General features: G+C 45.1%; 18 protein-coding genes. 15 read left to right on the top strand and 3 right to left on the bottom strand.

Annotation, left to right across the window (positions count from 1 at the left end; genetic code table 11):
* The first annotated feature begins 2 nt into the window (after positions 1–2).
* The gene (locus NFI80_RS13830) at positions 3–521 is read left to right on the top strand and encodes a phosphoribosyltransferase family protein (RefSeq protein ID WP_235162695.1); all 519 of its coding nucleotides are present in this window, start codon (positions 3–5) and stop codon (positions 519–521) included.
* Here NFI80_RS13830 and NFI80_RS13825 read toward each other — a convergent pair whose 3' ends face one another.
* The gene (locus tag NFI80_RS13825; RefSeq protein WP_233795415.1) at positions 522–2,468 is read right to left on the bottom strand and encodes a KUP/HAK/KT family potassium transporter; all 1,947 of its coding nucleotides are present in this window, start codon (positions 2,466–2,468) and stop codon (positions 522–524) included.
* 183 nt (positions 2,469–2,651) lie between these two features.
* Positions 2,652–4,001 (bottom strand): Nramp family divalent metal transporter, encoded by a 1,350-nt coding sequence (locus tag NFI80_RS13820; protein WP_235162696.1) that lies wholly within the window; start codon positions 3,999–4,001, stop codon positions 2,652–2,654.
* A 154-nt stretch (positions 4,002–4,155) separates the two neighbouring features.
* Between NFI80_RS13820 and NFI80_RS13815 the strand changes: the two genes are divergently transcribed.
* The 10 genes from NFI80_RS13815 (at position 4,156) to NFI80_RS13770 (ending at position 15,347) form a co-directional block, all read left to right on the top strand.
* Positions 4,156–4,818: a metal-dependent transcriptional regulator gene (locus tag NFI80_RS13815; protein WP_026630661.1), complete on the top strand. Its 663-nt coding sequence runs from the start codon at positions 4,156–4,158 to the stop codon at positions 4,816–4,818.
* A gap of 19 nt (positions 4,819–4,837) precedes the next feature.
* A complete protein-coding gene (locus tag NFI80_RS13810; RefSeq protein WP_233796326.1) occupies positions 4,838–5,914 on the top strand; it encodes an LptF/LptG family permease in 1,077 nt (358 codons plus the stop codon).
* Positions 5,915–5,916: 2 nt separating this feature from the next.
* The gene (locus NFI80_RS13805; protein WP_235162697.1) at positions 5,917–6,831 is read left to right on the top strand and encodes a DMT family transporter; all 915 of its coding nucleotides are present in this window, start codon (positions 5,917–5,919) and stop codon (positions 6,829–6,831) included.
* A gap of 90 nt (positions 6,832–6,921) precedes the next feature.
* Entirely contained in the window at positions 6,922–7,872 is a 951-nt protein-coding gene (locus NFI80_RS13800) for a glycosyltransferase family 2 protein (RefSeq protein WP_235162698.1), read from the top strand.
* Positions 7,865–9,298 carry a DUF6056 family protein gene (locus NFI80_RS13795; RefSeq protein WP_235162699.1) on the top strand — a complete coding sequence of 478 codons (1,434 nt, stop codon included), beginning with the start codon at positions 7,865–7,867 and terminating at the stop codon, positions 9,296–9,298. Before NFI80_RS13800 ends, NFI80_RS13795 begins: the two co-directional genes overlap by 8 nt.
* Positions 9,285–10,985 carry a hypothetical protein gene (locus NFI80_RS13790; protein ID WP_235162700.1) on the top strand — a complete coding sequence of 567 codons (1,701 nt, stop codon included), beginning with the start codon at positions 9,285–9,287 and terminating at the stop codon, positions 10,983–10,985. Before NFI80_RS13795 ends, NFI80_RS13790 begins: the two co-directional genes overlap by 14 nt.
* Before the next feature lie 72 nt (positions 10,986–11,057).
* The gene (locus tag NFI80_RS13785; protein WP_233795421.1) at positions 11,058–12,005 is read left to right on the top strand and encodes a glycosyltransferase family 2 protein; all 948 of its coding nucleotides are present in this window, start codon (positions 11,058–11,060) and stop codon (positions 12,003–12,005) included.
* A 4-nt stretch (positions 12,006–12,009) separates the two neighbouring features.
* Positions 12,010–13,470 (top strand): MBOAT family O-acyltransferase, encoded by a 1,461-nt coding sequence (locus tag NFI80_RS13780; protein WP_235162701.1) that lies wholly within the window; start codon positions 12,010–12,012, stop codon positions 13,468–13,470.
* Between the two features lie 90 nt (positions 13,471–13,560).
* Positions 13,561–13,941 carry a co-chaperone GroES gene (locus tag NFI80_RS13775; RefSeq protein ID WP_233795423.1) on the top strand — a complete coding sequence of 127 codons (381 nt, stop codon included), beginning with the start codon at positions 13,561–13,563 and terminating at the stop codon, positions 13,939–13,941.
* Between the two features lie 89 nt (positions 13,942–14,030).
* Positions 14,031–15,347 carry a DEAD/DEAH box helicase gene (locus NFI80_RS13770; RefSeq protein ID WP_235162702.1) on the top strand — a complete coding sequence of 439 codons (1,317 nt, stop codon included), beginning with the start codon at positions 14,031–14,033 and terminating at the stop codon, positions 15,345–15,347.
* Between the two features lie 78 nt (positions 15,348–15,425).
* On the opposite strand, the gene NFI80_RS13765 is transcribed toward NFI80_RS13770, so the two are convergent.
* Positions 15,426–15,617, bottom strand: a complete 192-nt coding sequence (locus NFI80_RS13765; RefSeq protein ID WP_026630672.1) for a cold-shock protein — start codon at positions 15,615–15,617, stop codon at positions 15,426–15,428.
* 112 nt (positions 15,618–15,729) lie between these two features.
* Here NFI80_RS13765 and NFI80_RS13760 point away from each other — a divergent pair, with 112 nt between their 5' ends.
* The 4 genes from NFI80_RS13760 to NFI80_RS13745 all read left to right on the top strand — a co-directional run bounded on the left by NFI80_RS13760 (position 15,730) and on the right by NFI80_RS13745 (position 20,851).
* The gene (locus NFI80_RS13760; RefSeq protein ID WP_235162703.1) at positions 15,730–16,701 is read left to right on the top strand and encodes a YheT family hydrolase; all 972 of its coding nucleotides are present in this window, start codon (positions 15,730–15,732) and stop codon (positions 16,699–16,701) included.
* Between the two features lie 109 nt (positions 16,702–16,810).
* Positions 16,811–18,718, top strand: coding sequence for a phosphoglycerate dehydrogenase (gene serA, locus NFI80_RS13755; protein WP_235162704.1), 1,908 nt, complete (start codon positions 16,811–16,813; stop codon positions 18,716–18,718).
* A gap of 92 nt (positions 18,719–18,810) precedes the next feature.
* A complete protein-coding gene (locus NFI80_RS13750; RefSeq protein ID WP_235162705.1) occupies positions 18,811–19,884 on the top strand; it encodes an aminotransferase class V-fold PLP-dependent enzyme in 1,074 nt (357 codons plus the stop codon).
* 70 nt (positions 19,885–19,954) lie between these two features.
* A complete protein-coding gene (locus tag NFI80_RS13745; RefSeq protein ID WP_235162706.1) occupies positions 19,955–20,851 on the top strand; it encodes an Rpn family recombination-promoting nuclease/putative transposase in 897 nt (298 codons plus the stop codon).
* Positions 20,852–20,875: the final 24 nt, after the last annotated feature.

Here is a 20,875-nt window from a genome sequence, read left to right as displayed (position 1 = left end):
CAATGACCAACAGTACAATTTCAAAGAAACGCCAGATATTAAGTCCGCTTCAAACGAGCCAGAAGATCCGCAGGATCGCGTTTGAAATATATGAGCATAATTTTGAAGAAACGAGCATTATCATCGCCGGAATAGCCGGGGAAGGTTATGCTTTTGCAAAAAGGCTCGTTGCCGAGCTCACGGACATTTCCCCGCTGCATGTCGAGCTCGTTGAGCTGCGTTTTGACAAACACATTCATTTTCAGAGCCCTGTGGTTTTTGACAAGGATGTTCAGATCGAAAATCAGGTCATTGTTATTGCCGACGACGTGCTGAACACCGGACGGACATTGGCTTTTGCTTTGGAACCCTTCCTGAAAGTGAGTATGAAAAAAGTGCAGGTTGCCGTTGTCGTGGACAGGAGCCATCACAAATTCCCTATCCACGCAGACTACGTGGGTTATGCGCTGAGTACCACGCTTACTGAGCACGTGGAAGTGGTTTTAAGCCGTGCGGAGGAAGAAGGTGTTTATCTGAAATGATCAGTTAAAAACGCGCCGCAGCTTCACATTTTCAACCGGCCTGATGATCAAAGGCACTTTCTCGATTTTCACCGAGCTGCTGTCCAGTCCAAACCACTTGTCCTCAGACGTGGTGAAGTCTTTAACAAAGAAATAAGTCTTCATCACGAGCTGTTCAAACAGCGGCAGGTCGTTTTCAAATGACAGGAACCTTTCCAGCACAACAAAACGGAAATCACCCGTAATGTTCTGTCTGCTAAGGGATTCGTATCGGCTGGTAATGTCCACTTCCTTGTTCATTACCATATCTTCCACCACTTTCCTGAAGAACATATTGATCCGCTGATCCACCCGGAAGCCCAGACGGAAATTGATCTTGATTACATTATCATTGTTATCGTCGTCGGACAACACCTTGTATTCCATTGTGTACGGATCATCTGTAATGTCAACGTGGATAAACCAGTAAACGTCAGCACGTTTCGGCCGTTTTTGGAATATGGAATAAATCACTTTTGTCTCGATCTCCGTAGCCCGGGAAGCATTGGTCATGAACACCAGGTGCGTCGTGTATTTGGGGATACTGATGTCGCGGCTGAGCTCGTGCAGGGCCGGTAAATATTTTTCCAGTTTCGTGTATTCCGTCAAACGCAGCTTAATGTAGAAGGCTTTAAGCCAGATCGTCATCAAACCAGCAACCACTGTTCCGACGAGAATCGTAAACCACCCTCCGTGCGTGAATTTCAGCAGGTTAGCGCCCAGGAACATGCCTTCGATAAATAAATAGAAAAGCATGAAGGCGATCACGATCCAGAGATTTACCCGTTTGATATACAGATAATAAGAGAAGAGAATGGTCGTCATGATCATCGTCAGCGTAATGGCCAGACCATACGCAGCCTCCATATTGGATGATTTTCCAAAATATAAAACTACACCGCAGCAGCCCAGCCAAAGCAGCCAGTTGATACTTGGCACGTAGAGTTGTCCTTTCTGATCGCTTGGATAAATTAAGCGCACTTTTGGCCAGAAATTCAGGCGTATTGCTTCAGAGATTAAGGTAAATGAGCCGGTTATAACAGCCTGGCTGGCGATAATCGCTGCCAATGTTGCTATCACAACGCCGGGCAGCAACCACCATTCGGGCATGATTTCATAGAATGGCTTGCGTGCTTCCAAAAGATTGCCCATTTCGGTAAGAAGCCATGCTCCCTGGCCGAAATAATTGAGTAACAAGCATATTTTTACAAAAATCCAGCTAACCCGGATGTTCTCCCGGCCGCAATGTCCGAGATCCGAATACAATGCTTCGGCTCCTGTTGTACAAAGAAAAACAGCTCCCAGGATCCAAAAACCGCCTGGATGTTTGGTGATCAGGTCGTAGCCGTAGACAGGATTTAGCGCTTTTAAGATTTCCGGATGTTCCATGATCTGGTGGAGACCAAGCACGCCCAGCATCACAAACCAGGTGACCATAATAGGGCCAAAAGCACGCCCCACAACCTTTGTTCCAAATGCCTGAATGACAAAAATCAGCGTTAGGATACTGATTACGATGGGTATAGTCTGAATGTTGGGATAAATAAGCTGCAAACCTTCAACGGCAGATGATACGGAAATGGGTGGGGTAATGATCCCGTCTGCAAGCAGTGTACTGCCGCCGATCACGGCAGGGACCGTGAGCCATTTGGCGTGCTTGCGAACAAGCGCATAGAGGGCGAAAATCCCGCCTTCTCCCTTATTATCAGCTCGCAGGATAAGGATTACATATTTGACGGTTGTCTGTAAAGTAAGTGTCCAGAAAATACAGGAAATGGCGCCATAAATGATTTCTTCGGTAATGACTTCATTCAGGATGATCGCCTGCATTACGTACAGGGGCGAAGTGCCTATATCGCCATAAATAATCCCGAATGCAACCAGTACACCGGCTGCCGTAATCTTGTTCAATTTATGCTTTGATTCCATTCACTTTAGGTCGAAAAAACGGCGAAAGTTAGGAAACCGCATGCAAAAAGGTTCTTACATGGATAAAATTAATTTTCAATCAGACAGTTCTTTCCGAACGTATGCGGGAAGAAATGTGTTTTGGGCGGCAAGTTGTGGCCGGGCGCAGGGGAGACTTTGTTAAACTAAGTTAAAGTTTAAGGTTCAAAAGAAGGTTTTCCAAAGCAAAAAGAGGTTCAAACTAATAATAATCAGGGTGATTACGCAGGCCAGAACGGTCAGAAATCGCGAATTGGCGAAGCGTCCCATGATGTTGCTGTTGGACGTGAAGAACACCAGCGGCACCACAGCAAAGCTCAGTTGCAACGACAAAATCACCTGACTGAAAACGAGCAGGTCCGCCGTTCCTTTCTCGCCATATAATGATGAAACGATCAGTGCCGGAATGATGGCAATGCCCCGGGTTATGAGCCTGCGCAGCCAGGGTTTAAGACGGATATTTAAAAAACCCTCCATCACGATCTGCCCGGCCAATGTGCCTGTTAATGTAGAACTTTGCCCGGAAGCAAGTAATGCCAGCGCGAAAAATATACCAGCCAGGCCTACGCCCAAAACCGGATCCAGCAGGTGATAGGCGTCCGTAATGTCTGCAATTTCAAAGTGTCCGTTTGCGTGAAAAGCGGTTGCGGCGAGGATCAGGATGGAGGCATTAATGAAGAATGCAAGCGCCAGGGAAACCGTGGAATCGATGGTTGCGAAGCGTATGGCTGATTTTTTGCCTTCGTCATTCCTGTTATACGCCCTGGTCTGGACAATGCTGGAATGCAAGTAAAGGTTATGCGGCATCACAGTAGCGCCCAAAATCCCGATCGCAATGTACAGCATTCCCGAGTCGGTCACGATTTGTGTTCTTGGGATCAAACCATCGACGATTCCGGCGATAGAAGGCTGGGATAAGATCATTTCATAGATAAAGCTCAGGAGGATAATGCCCATTAAACCAGCGACGATACTCTCAATAATCCGAAAGCCTTTTTGTTGAAAATAAAGAACCAGCAGCACATCCAGCGCCGTAAAAACCACGCCTACGGGCAATGGAAGCCCAAAAAGCAGGTTTAGTGCAATGGCTGAACCGATGACTTCGGCAAGGTCAGTGGCGGCAATGGCAATTTCAGAAAGTATCCAGAGCACAAATGAAACCGGCCTGGAATAGTAATCGCGGCAGGCTTGTGCCAGGTCGCGTCCAGATGCAATCCCTAATTTGAGCGAAAGATGCTGCAAAAGCATCGCAAAAAGGTTGGAAATCAGGATTACAGATAACAATGTGTAGCCAAACCGCGAACCGCCTTCAATGTCCGTTGCCCAGTTTCCCGGATCGATATAACCCACGGCGACCATGAGTCCGGGGCCAGTAAAGGCCATTAGTTTCCGCCAAAATCCCGCGCCTTCCGGAACTGTTATGGATGAATGCACCTCCGATAAAGAAGCAAGTCTTCCACCTTCACCGGGTGTTACATTACGCGAGGTTTCTTTGATTTTCAAACTATCAAGCATTTTTTAAAGCAGTTGTAATAAACAATTTAGTTTACTAAAAACAAAGATAAATGTTTTCGCAAATATATTTTTAGAGTAGTCTAAATTTTTTATTTTCCGATTAGTAAGTCGTACTTTTGTTCATATCAAGATTAATGCCTTGGTGATGACTTCAATGCAAAACTCCTTCACAGAAGAAAATTATTTAAAGATCATTCACTCACTTTCCGGCCGGGAGGGCGTGGAGGTCAGTACGAATGCGCTGGCAGAAAGCACATCCACCCGCGCCGCTTCCGTGACAGATATGTTACGTAAACTGGCGGAAAAAGGATTAATCCATTATAAAAAATACCAGGGCGTAAGGCTTACGGACAGCGGCGAGAAGGTTGCGATCAAGGTGATCCGCAAGCATCGGCTATGGGAAGTATTTTTGGTTGAGAAATTGGGCTTTGGCTGGGATGAGGTGCACGACATTGCGGAAGAATTGGAACATATCCCATCTGAGATCCTGGTCGAGAAACTTGACACATTTCTGGGTCACCCCAGATTTGACCCCCACGGCGACCCGATCCCCGACGCCAAAGGCAACCTGACCGAGCCGGATTATACCATATTGACGGACATTCAGGTGGGTGAAAAAGTGTTGATGATGGGAGTGCTGGATCACGCACCTTCCTTTTTGCAGCATCTGGATCGGTCCGGGATTACTTTGGGCGCTGTTATAGAAGTGAAAGAAATTAATGAATATGATAAATCAGCTTCTGTACAAATAAACGGCGGTCAGACGTTGTTTATCAGTCTCGAGGTGTCCAAAAATTTACTGGTTCAGCGCCGATGAGACTTCCCCAGCCATGAGATTGAAAATACTGGATCGTTATCTGATCAAAAATTTCCTGATAACATACGTTTTCGTTGCATTCGTGATCGTGCTTATCATTTGCATGATCGATTACACGGAAAAGGTGGATGACTTTCTGGAAAAAAAGGCGCCGCTCAACGAGATCATCGTTGATTATTACTTCAACCTCATTCCTTACTGGATCAATTACATCAGTCCGCTGATGGTTTTTATTGCTACGGTTTTTTTTACTTCCCGGATTGCGGCCCGCACGGAGATCATAGCCATGCTCAGCAGCGGGATCAGCTTCGGGCGGATGCTTTTGCCTTACATGATCGGCGCAACGGTTTTAGGATGTCTCACATTCGTTCAGGTAGGCTGGATTTTGCCTAAAGCGAATAAGGTCCGTAACAGCTTTGAGAAGACTTATGTGAAGCAGGAATTCTATTTCAGCGGCCATAATGTGCACATTACCATCGCCCCGGATGTGTATGCTTACCTGGAAAGCTATAATACGATGACCAAGACCGGGAATAAATTCACGATGGAAACGATAAAGGGCAATAAGCTTTTGCAGAAATTCTACGCGGATAAAATCGTTTGGCAGCCCAAAAAAGGCAAATGGACTTTGCAAAATTACCAGGTCCGGACATTGGATAGCCTAGGTGAAAAGCTGCGTGCGGGCGCAGAAATTGACACTACGATCAATTTATCCCCCAAAGATTTTGAAAGCGATTATAACCTTTTTGAAACATTCACCTTACCCGAGCTGAATGCATACATTGACCTCCTCAAAAGTCGCGGTGCGGATGGTCTGGAAGTTTATTTAATTGAAAAATACATTCGGTTTACCCAACCTTTCGCCATTCTGATCCTTACCGCAATCGGCGTCATAGTGTCCGCCAGGAAAAGCCGGCGAGGCGTGGGCTGGCAGATTGCGCTCGGGTTTATGCTGGCATTTATTTACATATTATTTTTTCTTTTGTCAAAAGGTGTGGCGGAGGCGGGCACGATCAACACATTGTTTGCGGTTTGGCTGCCCAACATTGTTTTTTCATGCATAGGGCTGATTTTGTATAAAACATTGCCCCGTTAACCATGTTTTCACCCACGGCGCTGCGTTCGTATCTGCATCTTCATTTTCTGGTCCTGATCTGGGGTTTCACGGCCATTGTGGGACTTATGGTTACCATTTCACCTGTTTCCCTGGTTTTCTACCGGACCTTGTTTGCGGCGGTTGGGCTGGGGGTTATCATTTTCTTTAAGCAAAAGCAATTCAAAGCCGACAGCAGGGACATGATCCGGATGTTGTTGGTTGGTTTCATTTTATCCGCGCATTGGATGCTGTTTTTCGCCTCGGCGCGTGTTTCCACGGCTTCGGTTTGTCTGGCAGGAATGGCCACCACATCATTATGGACGAGCTTAATTGAGCCTTTGGTCAATAAAAGAAGCGTTCGGCCGCTCGAAGTAGGGCTGGGGATTCTGGCGTTCGCGGGTTTATATGTGGTTTTCAAATTTGAATTCGACCATGCGCTGGGATTGGCACTCGCGCTGGCTTCCGCCTTGCTGGCCGCCATGTTCACCGTTGCCAACAGCAGGCTTGTGCAACGCATTGATGCTTACATCATTACATTTTATGAAATGATCGGAGCAACGGTTTTCTCATTGTTTTTTGTAATGATATTCGAGTGGCAGGGCTGGTCCAACGGCGAACCTTACATTCCGGTTGCGAAAGATTGGATCTGGATCTTGTTCCTGGCGTTCATATGCACGGTTTACGCGAGCACGATGGCCACGCAGCTGATGAAGCAATTTTCGGCTTATCTCATCAATCTGACCATTAATCTGGAACCGGTTTATGGCATTGCACTGGCTTTTTTCTTTTTTGGAGAGAAAGAGCGCATGACTTCCGAATTTTACATGGGCACATTGCTGATATTACTCGCCGTGCTGCTTTACCCGATGCTGATTAATACGGTTTTAGGTAAAAAAGGCGGGGAAGTCAGGAAATAATCGGGGCAGCCGAATGCGAAGACTCAACCGATAAAAAGAGCATATTAACTTATTACTGCTATTTTTGTCGACTTAATTAAAAGGTGTTCTATGAATCCAGCGCGTTTACTTCTGGTAATTCCATGCTACAACGAAGAGGCGATATTACATCTGACCTATTCCAAACTGAGCGTTTACTACAACTCGCTCAAACAGCAGGGCCTTATTACAGAAGACAGCCGCATTTGTTTTGTGAATGATGGAAGCCGGGATAAAACCTGGAACATTATAGAATCCCTTTGCCAGCAGGACCCCAACGTTATCGGCGTAGGACTATCCCGGAATTTCGGCCACCAAAGCGCGATTATGGCCGGTTTGGAAAAAAATATCGACAATTTCGACTGCTTCATCACCATCGATGCCGACTTGCAGGACGATATGAACGCCATTGCAGCCATGGTAGAAAAGCACCGGGACGGCGCAATGGTGGTTTACGGGGTAAGAGGGGACAGAAGCTCCGACAGCTGGTTCAAGCGTGTTACTGCGGAAAGTTTTTATGTATTAATGCAAAAAATGGGCGTTCCGGTTGTTTTCAATCATGCCGATTTCCGGTTAATGGATCGCCGGGTTTTGCAGGAGCTGGGTAATTTTAAAGAAATTAATATGTTTCTGCGCGGCATTGTGCCGTTGGTGGGTTTCCGGAATGATAAGGTTTACTATAACCGACTGGAACGTGAAGCCGGAGAAACGAAATATCCGCTGAGCAAAATGTTGCTTTTTGCGTGGAATGGCATTACGTCTTTTTCCACCTTCCCGATGCGCCTCGTTTTGTATTTCGGCGTTTTCAATTTTATGGTCGCAATGATCATTGTGGCTTATATCCTTTTCTCTTATCTGGTCGGTTACACGGTTCCCGGCTGGACGTCCACCATGTTGCCGCTCACGTTTTTCAGTGGTTCCAACATGATGGCGCTGGGGTTGATCGGAGAATATATTGGCAAGATTTACGAAGAAGTAAAAGGCCGTCCTCGTTACATCATTGAAAAAACTTTAAATGAATAGATTTTATCGAAAATATCGGATCGTAGGCAACTGGATCAACATTTTACTGATGGTCACAGTCCTGGCTCCGTTATTCGCGCTCTCTTATTTTAATCACCCTTCCCCGGCCGACGATTATTGTTACATTGATACGGTGTTCAAGTTCGGATGGTTCGAAGCCATGAATTACTACTATTCGGGCTGGACGGGCCGTTATTTCGGGATTTTTCTGAACCATTCCAATCCGCTTCTTTTTCACTGGATCAATGGTTTCAAGATTTTGCCGGTTATCCTGCTATCGGGAGTTGTTTTCGCCCTTTACAGTCTTTTCAGGCATCTTACGCCCACATTATCACGCATGGCGCATTTAGGGTTTGCCGGGGTTGTTTTCTTCCTGTATATCCTTAAAATCGCCAGCATGTCCGAGGCTTTCTACTGGATGGCGGCGTTTGTGACTTATACGATTCCAAACATTTTTACATTGCTATGGATCGTGCTCGTGCTGCGTTGGTATCGCCAGGACACGCAGACGGCAAAGGTTATTTTAAGCAGTCTGGCAGGATTTCTGGTTTTTGCCATCGTTGGAAGCAGCGAAACCAACCTGCTCATCATTGTGCTGCTCATTGGCGCGTGGTGGGTTTACCGCATTCTTTTTCACAGGAAAGTGGATGGTTTTATGATCGCAATGCTGGCTGTCTGTGCGGTTTCCTGTTACTTGTATTTTAGCTCACCGGGCAACCAGGCGCGCATCGGCGGCAATCCATTGGGTGGGAATATTCCGTTTTCGGTTATTTCATCATTCAAAAAGCTTGCTGTACTGAGCTTCGACTGGATATTCCGTACACCGCTGATCTTCTTCTCATTGGCATGGCTGGTTGTCCTTTCCAGGCTTTCGGCCGGGGCCAGGAATTACTTTTCGATCCCGGTCTGGTATGCAGTGCTTTTGTTCATTGGTGTCCTATCGGCCCAGCTTTTTCCTTCTTATTATGGGGTAGGAATTGAGCCGACGCCGCGTGTGATCAATTGTGTTTATTTCTTTTTCCTGATCGGCTGGTTTTATGTGATCGGGGTGGTTTTCCATTATTTCAAAAAAAGCACTACCAGTCCATTCCAATTCTCAATGGTTCGATACGGCATACTTTACGCAGTTTTGACGCTGTCTATAAGCCTGTCATTTTACCGCAGCGCCAATGTTCGTTTAATGTATTCAGATCTGATAAATGGGAAAGCAGCAGCATTTGATAAAGAAATGTATGCGCGCTATGATATGTTGCGCAGCTCCAAGGAAAGCACCGTTTATCTGCCGCCGATCCATTCTAAGCCATTCTCAATTTTTGTAGACGACGACATCAAGGACAATCCCGACCATTGGTGGAACAAATGCATGGCCGGATATTTCGGCAGGAAAGTAATTATCATGAAAGATTCGCAAGGTGAACAGCAATAAAAAGTTAGCTATAAGTGCCGCCATGACGCTGCCCGTGCTGCTTTGGGTGTTTGTCATCTTATATTATTCCGTCAACCTGCCCTGGTACGACGATTTTGACCCGTTTCCGGATTTCCTGCGAAAGTGGATCACCGATCCTTCTTTTTCCGACCGGTTAACATTGCTATTTCAGCCTAATAACGAACACCGTATGGTGATCGGGAAGCTCGTCACACTTGCTAACTATTGGGTTACCGGGCACTTGAATTTCACATTCCTGCACATTGCCGGGGCTTGTTTTACGCTGGGCACATTAAGGATTTTCTGGCTTTCTTTTGCCAGGACGAAGATAAACTGGTGGTATTTTCTGCCAGTCCCATTTTTGCTTTTCCAATTACAATATCACCTTGTTTTCCTCTGGGCGATATGCAGCTTGCAGCACCAGCCGGTGGTGTTTTTTATCAGCCTTTCCATGTTTCTCTTATCTAGGGAAAGGTTTGGTTGGGCGGTTTTGGCGGCTGTATGTGCCACTTATGCCATGAGTAACGGGATTTTCGTTTGGCCGGCGGGTGTGATGATACTGCTTTTAAGATCCAATTATAAACAGCTTACCGTTTGGCTCATAGCGGGCGCGGTTGCCGTAGGGCTTTATTTTTACGGAATGTCGGCCCAGGGCAACGAATCCAGCATGGAGTTCTTTGCAAAATATCCGCATTTATCCGTTTTGGGTTTCTTTGCGTTTTTGGGTGGTCTGTTCGATTTTTTTCCGGAGAAAACCATTGTCGTCCGCTCCGCATTGCCTGTTCTGATGGGCTTTTTGGTGACGATCTGGGTTGCGATCTGGTTGTACAGCCAACTCCTTCCCTGGCTTACACGCACTTTCAACCGGCCTAAAAACATCCCTTACACAGGTCAGGAAACCTCAATCGACAAGAAAAATCAGGATATGTTCTTGCTGGGTATTTTGACATTCCTGTTAGTCAATGCATTGATTATCGGTTTGTTAAGGCCTCGTTTCGGCTTTTTTGTAATGATCGTCAGCAATTACAAAATGTATCCTGCACTGTTTTTAACCGTAGCTTATCTTACATTCATCAATACAGTAAAGGGAAAGCAAGTCCAGGAATGGATATTCCAATTTACTTTAACCACGAGTGTGATCATTTGGGGATTTTCTGTTTACGGTTACCTGCCGGTCATTGCTGAAAGGAATAAATATCTGACAGTCAATGGTTATAACCAGGAGCATAATGGATTTGGACTGGGCCATGTCCCGTTTTCGACAAGCGCAGCTTATGTAGACACCATGATGAAGCAGATGGTAAGCTGGGATGTTTATAAATATCCGGATGCGCCCGAAAAGCTGGCAATGGAAATTAGGAAGATGCAAAATCCAATGCCCGCAGATGAAGGCATTTCGATCTCCACTCACGGGAACGTTTTACATATTCATGATCCGCAAAGCAGTATGTGGCTCAATCGTAACAATGGTCATTATGCCTTTGTCAGAGACGCCAGGCAGCTTTATTTCTTCAAAATGACTCCTCAGGCATACTCAGGCAGGAACATTTTCAAGCAATATGACAAAGGGGCCGACACCGAAATCCCACTCACTGCTCTCAAACCCGGATCGTATGATTTGGGCATCATTCACGTGGAAAACGGAAAGTCGCAAGGTGGTATTCTTAGAAAAATTACAATCCCATAAATCATTTGGGCACTTGATAATGCGCTGAAAGGTGTATTTTTGCCGCCATAGGTCAAATAGCCAAACAGAAGAATGTCTCAAATCCCTCAGATATCCATTGTCGCGCCGCTTTATAATGAGTCCGAGTCATTTCCCATGCTCATTCAGCGAATCAATGCATTGATGGATTCCAGTCCGCTTTCTATTGAAGTTGTGCTTATCGACGACGGAAGTAAAGATGATACAGCATTAAGAATCAGGCAGCTGGCACTTACGGACGAACGTTATCATGGTGTATTTTTATCGCGAAACCATGGTCACCAGCTCGCATTAACAGCCGGAATTGCAGCAGCCCGTGGAAGTGAGGCGCTTTTCGTCATTGATGGCGATTTGCAGGATCCGCCCGAATTGCTTCCGGATTTTTATAAATTACTGAAAGAAGGGAATGATGTGGTTTACGCGGTCCGTAAAAAGCGTAAGGAAGGTTTTGTGAAAAAAATGGGCTATCATTTCTTCTACCGCATTCTACGTTCTATTTCATATGTGGAGATCCCGCTGGACAGCGGTGATTTCGCGCTGATAAGCCGCCGGGTTGTGGATGTGCTGAATAAAATGCCCGAAGAAAGCCGTTATTTGAGGGGAATGCGCTCCTGGATCGGTTTCAAACAGGTTGGTTTTGAGTATGAAAGAGATGCAAGGGCTGCGGGGGAATCCAAATATTCGTTCAAGCAATTATTCCAGCTTGCTTACAACGGGATTTTCAATTTTAGTGAATTTCCGATCAAATTCATGAGTAGAGTAGGGGTGATTGCCATCCTTATTTCCTTGTTTTATTTCATTGTTGTCGTGGTTAAAAAGATGTTTTTTGCCCAGGTTATCGAGGGTTTTACGTCTTTGTTGTTTGTGATTATCCTGTTCAGCGGCGTGCAGTTACTGGCGCTGGGCATCATTGGAGAATACGTTCTCCGCATATTTTTTCAGTCCAAAAATCGCCCTTTGTTTATTATTAAAGAGGAGATAGTCAACCGAGAGTACATTTGAGCTGATGCTGTTTACCGATATACAATTTATCATTTTCTTTATTGTCGTTACGCTGGCTTATTTCAGCCTGTCGTGGCGTGGGCGGTGGATGCTTTTGCTGGCAGCCAGTTGCTACTTTTACATGGTTTTCAAGCCGATCTTTATCCTGATCCTGTTTGGAACCATCGTAATCGACTATTATGCAGGCATTTGGATAGAACAATCAAATGATCAGAAACGAAAAAAGTTGCTGCTGATCATTAGCTTGATTTCCAACATCGGGATTCTCGCATTCTTCAAATACTACGATTTTTTACAGGATTCCATCAACAGCGTGCTCGCCAGCTTCGATTTGCGGCCCGCCGTCCCTGCATTAACGAGGATTGTTCCCAGCCGCATAGCCGAATGGATGACGACTGGCGAAGGAAAGATCTTGCTTCCGATCGGCTTGTCATTTCACACTTTCCAGGCCATGAGTTATACCATTGAAGTCTACCGGGGAAATCAGACCGCCGAGCGACATTTTGGTATTTACGCATTGTATGTCATGTTTTACCCGCAGCTGGTCGCCGGTCCGATTGAGCGTCCGCAAAACATGCTTTTCCAATTTCATTCGTATTTCAAATATGATTTTGAGCTGGTTAAGTCGGGATTAATGCAAATGGCCTTCGGGTTTTTCAAGAAAATGGTGATTGCAGACCGGCTTTCTGTCTTCGTGGACTATGCCTATGATCCGGCCTCCGACCATAACGGACTTACATTACTTACTGCCACCGCATTTTATTCATTTCAGATTTACTGCGATTTTTCCGGCTATTCCGACATTGCCATTGGTGCTGCCAGGGTAATGGGTTTCACATTGATGGACAATTTCCGGTCGCCATATGAGTCCAGATCCATTCCCGAATTCTGGGGAAGATGGCATATTTCGCTTTCCACATGGTTCAGGGATTATTTATATATTCCATTGGGAGGCAACCGGCGTGGAGAGTTTATCAAATTTCGCAACCTGATGATCGTCTTCATGGTCAGCGGACTATGGCACGGAACAAGTTGGAGCTTTGTCATATGGGGCGCTTTGCACGGATTTTACCAGATTACGGCCCTGCTGCGCGACAAATATTTGAAGCGGGCGAACATTCAAATCCCCGATAACTTCTTTGTACGGACCGTTAATGTGCTACTGACCTTTGCTTTGGTAACATTAGCCTGGATATTTTTCAGGAACTCACTCAGCCGCTCAATGGTGATTTTTGAGAAGATCGGGAGCCTTTCCCTGTCAGATCAGATATTAAGCCCATTCAATCACGTAGAAATGTGGTTCTGCGTATTCCTGATCGGATTTTTACTTTGGAAAGAACATTACTTTGAAAAAATTCCAACCCGCAGCACTGCCGTATTTTTTATATTATTCCCCATCATTGCCTTCCTGACTTACTTTTTAGGTGTTATTACTGAAAATCAGTTCATTTATTTTCAGTTTTAGGAAGATAAAAGGCAAAACATTTGCGTTGGAATTTTTGTTACCAAATGTGGGATGGATGATTAATGTCTTTTAGATTAACGATTTAATAAAATGTACGAAGTAACAGCCGATAATAAATTAAGAAGCCTTATAGTTGTGGGTGATCGCGTTTTGATCCGCCCGAAAAGCCCGAGTGACCGCACAAACAGTGGCCTTTATCTGCCACCAACGATAACGGAAAGGGAACAGGTGCAAAGCGGTTATGTTATTAAAGTAGGCCCGGGTTACCCAATTCCCGTTGCCGCAGAGGACGAGCCGTGGAAGGAGACTGAGGAAAAAGTAAAATATATGCCTTTGCAATCCAAAGAAGGCGATTTAGCCATATATCTGCAACGTAACGCCATTGACCTGGAATACGACGGCCAAAAATACGTCATCGTTCCGCAGGCTTCTATTTTAATGCTGGAACGCTCGGAGGATTTGTACGATTAACAAGCCCGGATTACATTGCCCCGGATTTTAATCCAGCCCGGATTACATTGCCCCGGATTTTAATCCGGGGCTAACTATTATCTTTGGCTATGACAAATCCGGAAAATACGACAATAGATCTTGCTGGCCTGGGCATTACAGCGCTGAACGAAATGCAGCAACAGGCCAATGAGGCGATTCAGCAAAACAGCGAAGTAGTGCTGCTGGCACCAACTGGTTCAGGAAAAACACTCGCTTTTTTACTTCCGGTGGCATCCATTTTGAAACCGGAATCCGATCATGTGCAATGCATGGTTATCGTTCCCACGCGGGAACTCGCGCTCCAAATCGAGCAGGTTTGGAAGAAAATGTCGACCGGATTTAAGGTTACGTGCTGCTATGGCGGTCATGATATGCAGACTGAGATAAGAAGCCTGGTGGAAGCGCCCGCCTTGATCGTGGGAACGCCGGGCCGCATTCTGGATCACATTCGCAGAAACTCGTTTACCGGCAGGCACATTTCCACGCTTATTTTGGATGAGTTTGATAAATCCCTGGAACTGGGTTTTCAGGAAGAAATGTCAGAAATCGTCCGGAATCTGAGGAATGTTAAAAAGAAAGTTTTGGTCTCTGCTACAACCACTAAAATTCCCTCATTTACCAGCATTAAGGCACCCGTTACCGTTGATTTTGTAACAAATAAAAACAAAAGCGAAGGGCTCACAGTGGTTCAGGTGTTGGCTGAAAAGGACAAAATGACCACACTGGTGAGGTTACTGAGCTATTTGGGAGCCGAATCAACATTGATCTTCTGCAACCAACGGGATTCGGTAGAACGCATTAGCGCCGTATTGAAAGAAGAAGGCATAGACTGCGCGTTTTTCCATGGGAAATTGGAGCAGGAAGAGCGTGAACGGACATTAATCCGCTTCCGGAATGGTTCGGTGCTTTTCCTTGCTGCAACCGATCTGGCCGCCCGCGGGCTCGACATTCCGGATATGAAGCACGTGATCCACTTCGAATTACCGATGAAAGGCGACGAATTCACGCATAGGAACGGCCGCACCGCACGCATGCTCGCAGAGGGGACGGCTTATATTTTAATGGATAGGGAAGACAAGTTGCCCGATTACATCATTGGCAAGCCCAAAGTTCTGGATCTTCCCGCAAAACTGGCCGCGCCACCGGTTTCGGATTGGGTGACGATTTACATTAGCGGCGGCAAAAAAAGCAAGCTCAATAAAATGGACATTGTTGGTTTCCTTTTACAAAAGGGCAAACTGGAAAAGCAGGATCTCGGATTAATCGAGGTGAAGGATAATATTTCGTTTGCGGCCGTGAAACGCGGAAGAGCCAAAGCTATGCTGCAATTGATTTCTGCAGAAAAGATGAAAGGGAAGAAGTATAAGATAGAAATTGCAAGGTAGTTCCACTGAAAGAACGGAAAGGGCATAAAAAAAGCATGCAGTACAGCATGCTTTCGAAATGTCTTATTATGACTAAACTTAGATAACGCGAACGTTAACAGCGTTTAGACCTTTTTTTCCATTTTCTACGTCGTAAGACACTTTGTCATTCTCACGGATGTCGTCTTGAAGACCTGAAACGTGAACGAAAATGTCCTTCTCACCAGTTGATGGTTGGATGAATCCAAATCCTTTGGAGTCATTGAAAAACTTTACTGTACCTTCTGCCATTAGTATTGATCTTATATTTTTAAAAACCAAATGTATACAGAAAATATCTAAAAGCAAGATAAAATTAAAAAACGCTTAGAATTATTCTAGTTTATTCAATAATCTTTGTTGCATGCCATTGATTGAGACTGCGTCCAAAATATCGCCCTACTGGCTCCCAAACGGCCATTTACAGAGTATTTACCCTGCTCTTTTCCGCAGCATTAAGGGTGTATTTTACCACCGGGAAAGAATTGTAACTCCTGATGAAGATTTTCTGGATCTGGATTGGTCTTACGCAAAAAGCCCGGGATCGAAGAAGCTGGTGATCCTTTCTCATGGCCTGGAAGGCAACAGTACAAGACAGTATATTTTGGGTATGGTGAGGCTGCTGAACCAGCACGGGTTCGATTGCCTTGCCTGGAATTTCCGGGGCTGCGGCGGTGAAATGAACAAAACGGCGCGTTTCTACCACAGCGGCGCCACCGAGGATCTTGATCTTGTGATTCAAAATGCATTAGGTAAGGATTATGAGCAGATACATTTGCTCGGATTCAGTTTAGGAGGAAATCTTACGCTTAAATATCTCGGGGAATCAGGTGTTCATTTAAATCCGAAAATAAAGAATGCATTGGTTTTTAGCGTTCCTATGGACCTTCGCGCGTGCAGCCTGTCCATCATACAGCCAGAAAACAGTGTTTATATGCACCGCTTCTTGAATACATTAAAACCAAAAGTGAATGCGAAGGCGGCCATTTTTCCGGACAGCATTAATATAAGTGACCAAAAGCACGTGCGGACACTTTACGATTTCGATCACATTTTCACCGCTCCTTTACACGGATTCGACGGCGCCGATCATTATTATGAACAATGCAGTTCAAAGTTCTTTATCAGGGACATAGCAATCCCGACCATGGTTATCAATGCGAAAAACGATCCGATCGTGCCTTTCGAAAGCCTGCCGATAGAAGAACTGAGAGCTCATGCAAATGTTTGTCTTGTTGCGACACAGGACGGCGGGCATTGCGGATTCAGGCCTGCCCGGGTGAAAAACGGCGTTTACTGGTCAGAGGAGCGCGCATTGGAGTTTCTTTCACGATAAAACTGATTCAGATATTATTTTGTTAGTGTGATATGTTTGAGATTCGTAATTTTGCGGCTGGTAACGCCAATTCTATTTAACCGATTAATATTCAGTTATTTCCCTTTTCATGTCCACATTAACACTTAATCCATCACCGTACATTATCATTGATTTTGACAGCACTTTTACAAAAGTGGAAGGGCTGGACGAATTGGCAGCGATCGCCTTAAATGGCCATCCAGAACGTGATCAGGTTGTTCAAAAGATAGCTGACCTGACGAATAAGGGCATGAATGGCGAAATGTCGTTTGCTGACGGGCTCCGTCAGCGGATCGGACTTTTAAAGGCCAATCGTTCCCATATTCAGGAACTGGTGACTTTTTTAAGGACAAAGGTTTCGGATTCGTTTCAGCGCAACAGGCAGTTTTTGACTGAGCATGCAGATCAGATATTTATCGTTTCGAGCGGTTTTAAGGAGTTTATTGTGCCCGTAGCGACAGAATTGGGCATCCATGCCGATCATGTGTATGCCAATGAATTCCTGTTTGACGAAGACGGTAACATTACAGGAGTGGATGAAGAAAATGTCCTTTCGACGGATGGTGGAAAAATAAAATTGCTTTCCTCACTGAACCTGACGGGCGATGTTTACGCCATTGGGGACGGTTATACAGACTATGAATTAAAAGCATCAGGGCTGGCCAGTCGTTTTTACGCCTTTACAGAAAACGTTGAACGTCCGCGCGTTGTGGCTGTTGCGGATCACATTGCAACATCATTCGATGACTTTTTATATGATAATAAAATGAGCAGAAGCCAGTCTTATCCGAAAAGCCGGATCAAGGTGCTTTTGCTTGAAAATGTGCACCCTGCGGCGCTTCGCGCTTTCGAAGAGCAAGGTTTTAATGTTGAGTTTGTAAAAGGCGCTTTGGACGAAGACGAGCTTTGCGAGCGTATAAAAGATGTTTCGATCATCGGTATCCGTTCTAAAACGAACATTACCAAACGCGTTTTGGACAACGCGAACCGTTTGATGGCGATTGGCGCATTTTGTATCGGGACTAACCAAATCGATCTGGAAGAAGCTGCGAAGAAAGGAATAGCCGTTTTCAATGCTCCGTATAGCAATACGCGTTCTGTTGTCGAACTTGCTGTGGGTGAAATGATTATGCTCATCCGTAACATTGTTGGCAAAAGCAATCAGCTGCACCAGGGAATCTGGGACAAATCGGCGAACGGAAGTTTCGAAGTTCGGGGTAAGAAATTAGGCATGGTGGGTTACGGAAGCATTGGAACCCAGCTTTCTGTTGTTGCGGAAGCGCTTGGTATGGAGGTCTATTTTTATGATTCGGTAGAGAAATTATCTCTGGGTAATGCACGGAAAGTGAACACATTGGAAGAGCTTTTAGCGATTTCTGACGTGATCAGCATGCACGTGGATGGCCGCAAAGAAAATACGAGCCTGATAGGAAAGCGGGAATTTGACCTGATGAAAAACGGCGTCATATTCCTGAATTTATCACGCGGTCACGTGGTAGACATTCAGGCGCTGGCGGATGCGGTGAAGAGTGGAAAAGTGGCAGGAGCAGGTGTGGACGTGTTTCCAAAAGAGCCAAAAACCAATGACGAGATATTTGAAAGTGAATTGAGAGGCTTGCCTAATGTAATCCTGACGCCGCATATTGGTGGAAGCACCGAGGAAGCGCAGGAAAACATCGGTCATTTTGTTCCTTCCAAACTACTGGAATTCATGAACAACGGCAGTTCTTACGGAAGCGTTAACTTCCCCGAGGTCCAGTTGCCGAAGCTGAAAGATTCCCACAGGTTATTGCACATTCACGCAAACGTTCCTGGAATTTTGGCGAAGCTGAACCATATTTTTGGTAAAAATAATATCAACATTACAGGGCAATATCTTAAAACCAACGAGCACATTGGTTACGTGATTGTCGACATTGCGAAAGACTATACCGAAGAATTCATTCAGGAAGTAAAAGATATAGAAGGGACGATCAGGTTCCGGATGCTGTATTGAGATTGAACAAACAAGATTCAACGGTGCCGGCCAGCTGATCGGCACCGCCAACTCATTCAGCATTCCTTCCATCAAAACTCAGTCATTAATCGATGTCTTTAACCTATTTTACCCCAGGCCCGGCTCAGTTGTATCCTACATTTGAGCAGCATTTACAAAGTTTTGTCAGCGGTCAGCTGGGATCTATTTCGCACCGCAGTCAGCAATATCGTGACTTGCATAAATTTACCGTAGACCAGCTCCGTATTCTCCTGAACGTGCCTGATACACACGCTATCATGTTCCTGGGCTCAGCATCGGAAGCGTGGGAGCGGATCTTGTTCAGCTGTGTGGAGCTGGAAAGTTTCCACCTGGTTAACGGATCCTTCTCGAAGAAGTTTTGTGAATATTCGAGTGCATTGAATAAGTATGCACACAAATTTGAAAAGCCGATGGGCGAAGGTTTTACCGCTGATGAAATCGAAGTGCCTGAATATGCCGAATTGATCTGTGTAACGCATAACGAAACGAGCTCGGGCGTGCAAATGCCTGTAAGCGAAATCCATAAGCTTAAAGAAAAGAACCCCGACAAGTTCATCGCCGTAGATATCGTGTCTTCCGCTCCATATCCTGATCTGGACTATAACTTGATCGATACAGCATTTTTTTCTGTCCAAAAAGCATTCGGGCTTCCGGCTGGTCTGGGGGTTTGGATTGTGAGTGAGAAGTGTTTGGAAAAGGCAAGGCAAATCAAAAACCAATATTCAATCGGTGCTCATAATGATCTGCCGACGCTTTGGAAAAACGCCCTGAACAATGAAACGCCTGCTACACCTAATGTGATGGGGATTTATTTGTTGGGTAAAATCGCAGAGGACTTTAATAAGATCGGCGCTGGCGAACTCAGGAAAGCAACAGAGCAAAAGGCAGCACTCATTTATGATTTCATTGAGAAGACCAATGGCTTTTCTTCCTTCGTAAAGGAAGTGCAAAACCGCTCTCAGACTGTGGTTGTAGCCAACGTAGAAACTCCCTCCGCAGACATTATCAAGAAGATAAAAGAAAAAGGAATGGTGATCGGAAGTGGTTATGGAGAATTCAAAAGTTCCCAGCTCCGCATCGCCAACTTCCCGGCAACTTCATATGATGCAGTAGAAAAACTTGTGTATGAATTAGGGGACATCTAAAATAAAAAATACGATTTGAGTGACCATAGGGATGACGGGACGTATCAATGTCCTAATCATCCCTATTTCTGTGAAAAGAAACGACATTCTCTGGAAATCCATTCTGGAAGACACATTCGAAGATTTCTTACGGTTCTTCTTCCCCGAAGCTGACGACGTATTTGATTTCTCCAAAGATTTTGAATATCTGGACAAAGAGCTCGAACAGCTTTTCCCACCTGATAATGATCATTATTCCAGCAAATTTGTTGATAAGCTTGTTAAAGTCTTTACCAAAGAGGGCCAGGAGGAATGGATATTGGTTCACATTGAAGTGCAAGGCTACACCGACCCACATTTTGCAGATCGAATGTTCACATACTACTATCGGATCTGGGACAGATACCGCAAGCGCACAACGGCACTGGCAATCCTGACGGATGACAATAAGCATTATTATCCAAGCTGCTTTGAACAATCATTTCTTGGAACATCACTTCGGTTTGAGTTTAACATTCTGAAAGTATTGGATCAATGCGATCGAAAGCTAGCTGAAAGCGATAATGTGTTCGCGCATATTTTAACGACGGTCAAGATCGCGCTAAAAAGTAAAAAGCTAAGTGATAAAGATCTTTTTGACTTGAAAATCCAGTTGGCCAGGAAACTTCTCAGCGAGAAAATATCCAAGCCTAAGATTGCAAAGCTGATGAAATTTTTGAAATTTTATGTCGTACTAAATGATCCGTTTCTTTCGGCTTCATATAGTCAGGAGGTTTACAATTTAACACATAAAACATACACGACTATGGGCATTGATGAAGCAGTGATCTATATCACACGAGAAGAGGCTAAGGAAGAAGTCAGTCTTGAAAAGGATACCTTCTTCACGAAAAACTTGCTAAACGCAAATCGGTTTAGCTTGGAAGAAATAGCCGAACTGGTTGGCGTGCCTGTTGCGTTTGTTCAGGAAGTGAAAGCGAGATTATAGTTTCGGAATTGGAAGATAGATATG

It is taken from the genome of Dyadobacter chenhuakuii, from assembly GCF_023821985.2.
In the GTDB taxonomy this organism is placed as follows: domain Bacteria; phylum Bacteroidota; class Bacteroidia; order Cytophagales; family Spirosomataceae; genus Dyadobacter; species Dyadobacter chenhuakuii.
Note: the sequence above shows the minus strand (reverse complement) of the source record. Positions and strands in the feature narration are given on the sequence as shown.

What these genes read in the sequence shown, in the direction of transcription:
- NFI80_RS13830 (WP_235162695.1), top strand. Translation starts at nt 3, where the DNA reads ATGACCAACAGTACAATTTCAAAGAAACGCCAGATATTAAGTCCGCTT.
- NFI80_RS13825 (WP_233795415.1), bottom strand. Translation starts at nt 2,468, where the DNA reads ATGGAATCAAAGCATAAATTGAACAAGATTACGGCAGCCGGTGTACTG.
- NFI80_RS13820 (WP_235162696.1), bottom strand. Translation starts at nt 4,001, where the DNA reads ATGCTTGATAGTTTGAAAATCAAAGAAACCTCGCGTAATGTAACACCC.
- NFI80_RS13815 (WP_026630661.1), top strand. Translation starts at nt 4,156, where the DNA reads ATGCAAAACTCCTTCACAGAAGAAAATTATTTAAAGATCATTCACTCA.
- NFI80_RS13805 (WP_235162697.1), top strand. Translation starts at nt 5,917, where the DNA reads ATGTTTTCACCCACGGCGCTGCGTTCGTATCTGCATCTTCATTTTCTG.
- NFI80_RS13800 (WP_235162698.1), top strand. Translation starts at nt 6,922, where the DNA reads ATGAATCCAGCGCGTTTACTTCTGGTAATTCCATGCTACAACGAAGAG.
- NFI80_RS13795 (WP_235162699.1), top strand. Translation starts at nt 7,865, where the DNA reads ATGAATAGATTTTATCGAAAATATCGGATCGTAGGCAACTGGATCAAC.
- NFI80_RS13785 (WP_233795421.1), top strand. Translation starts at nt 11,058, where the DNA reads ATGTCTCAAATCCCTCAGATATCCATTGTCGCGCCGCTTTATAATGAG.
- NFI80_RS13780 (WP_235162701.1), top strand. Translation starts at nt 12,010, where the DNA reads ATGCTGTTTACCGATATACAATTTATCATTTTCTTTATTGTCGTTACG.
- NFI80_RS13775 (WP_233795423.1), top strand. Translation starts at nt 13,561, where the DNA reads ATGTACGAAGTAACAGCCGATAATAAATTAAGAAGCCTTATAGTTGTG.
- NFI80_RS13770 (WP_235162702.1), top strand. Translation starts at nt 14,031, where the DNA reads ATGACAAATCCGGAAAATACGACAATAGATCTTGCTGGCCTGGGCATT.
- NFI80_RS13765 (WP_026630672.1), bottom strand. Translation starts at nt 15,617, where the DNA reads ATGGCAGAAGGTACAGTAAAGTTTTTCAATGACTCCAAAGGATTTGGA.
- NFI80_RS13760 (WP_235162703.1), top strand. Translation starts at nt 15,730, where the DNA reads ATGCCATTGATTGAGACTGCGTCCAAAATATCGCCCTACTGGCTCCCA.
- serA (WP_235162704.1), top strand. Translation starts at nt 16,811, where the DNA reads ATGTCCACATTAACACTTAATCCATCACCGTACATTATCATTGATTTT.
- NFI80_RS13750 (WP_235162705.1), top strand. Translation starts at nt 18,811, where the DNA reads ATGTCTTTAACCTATTTTACCCCAGGCCCGGCTCAGTTGTATCCTACA.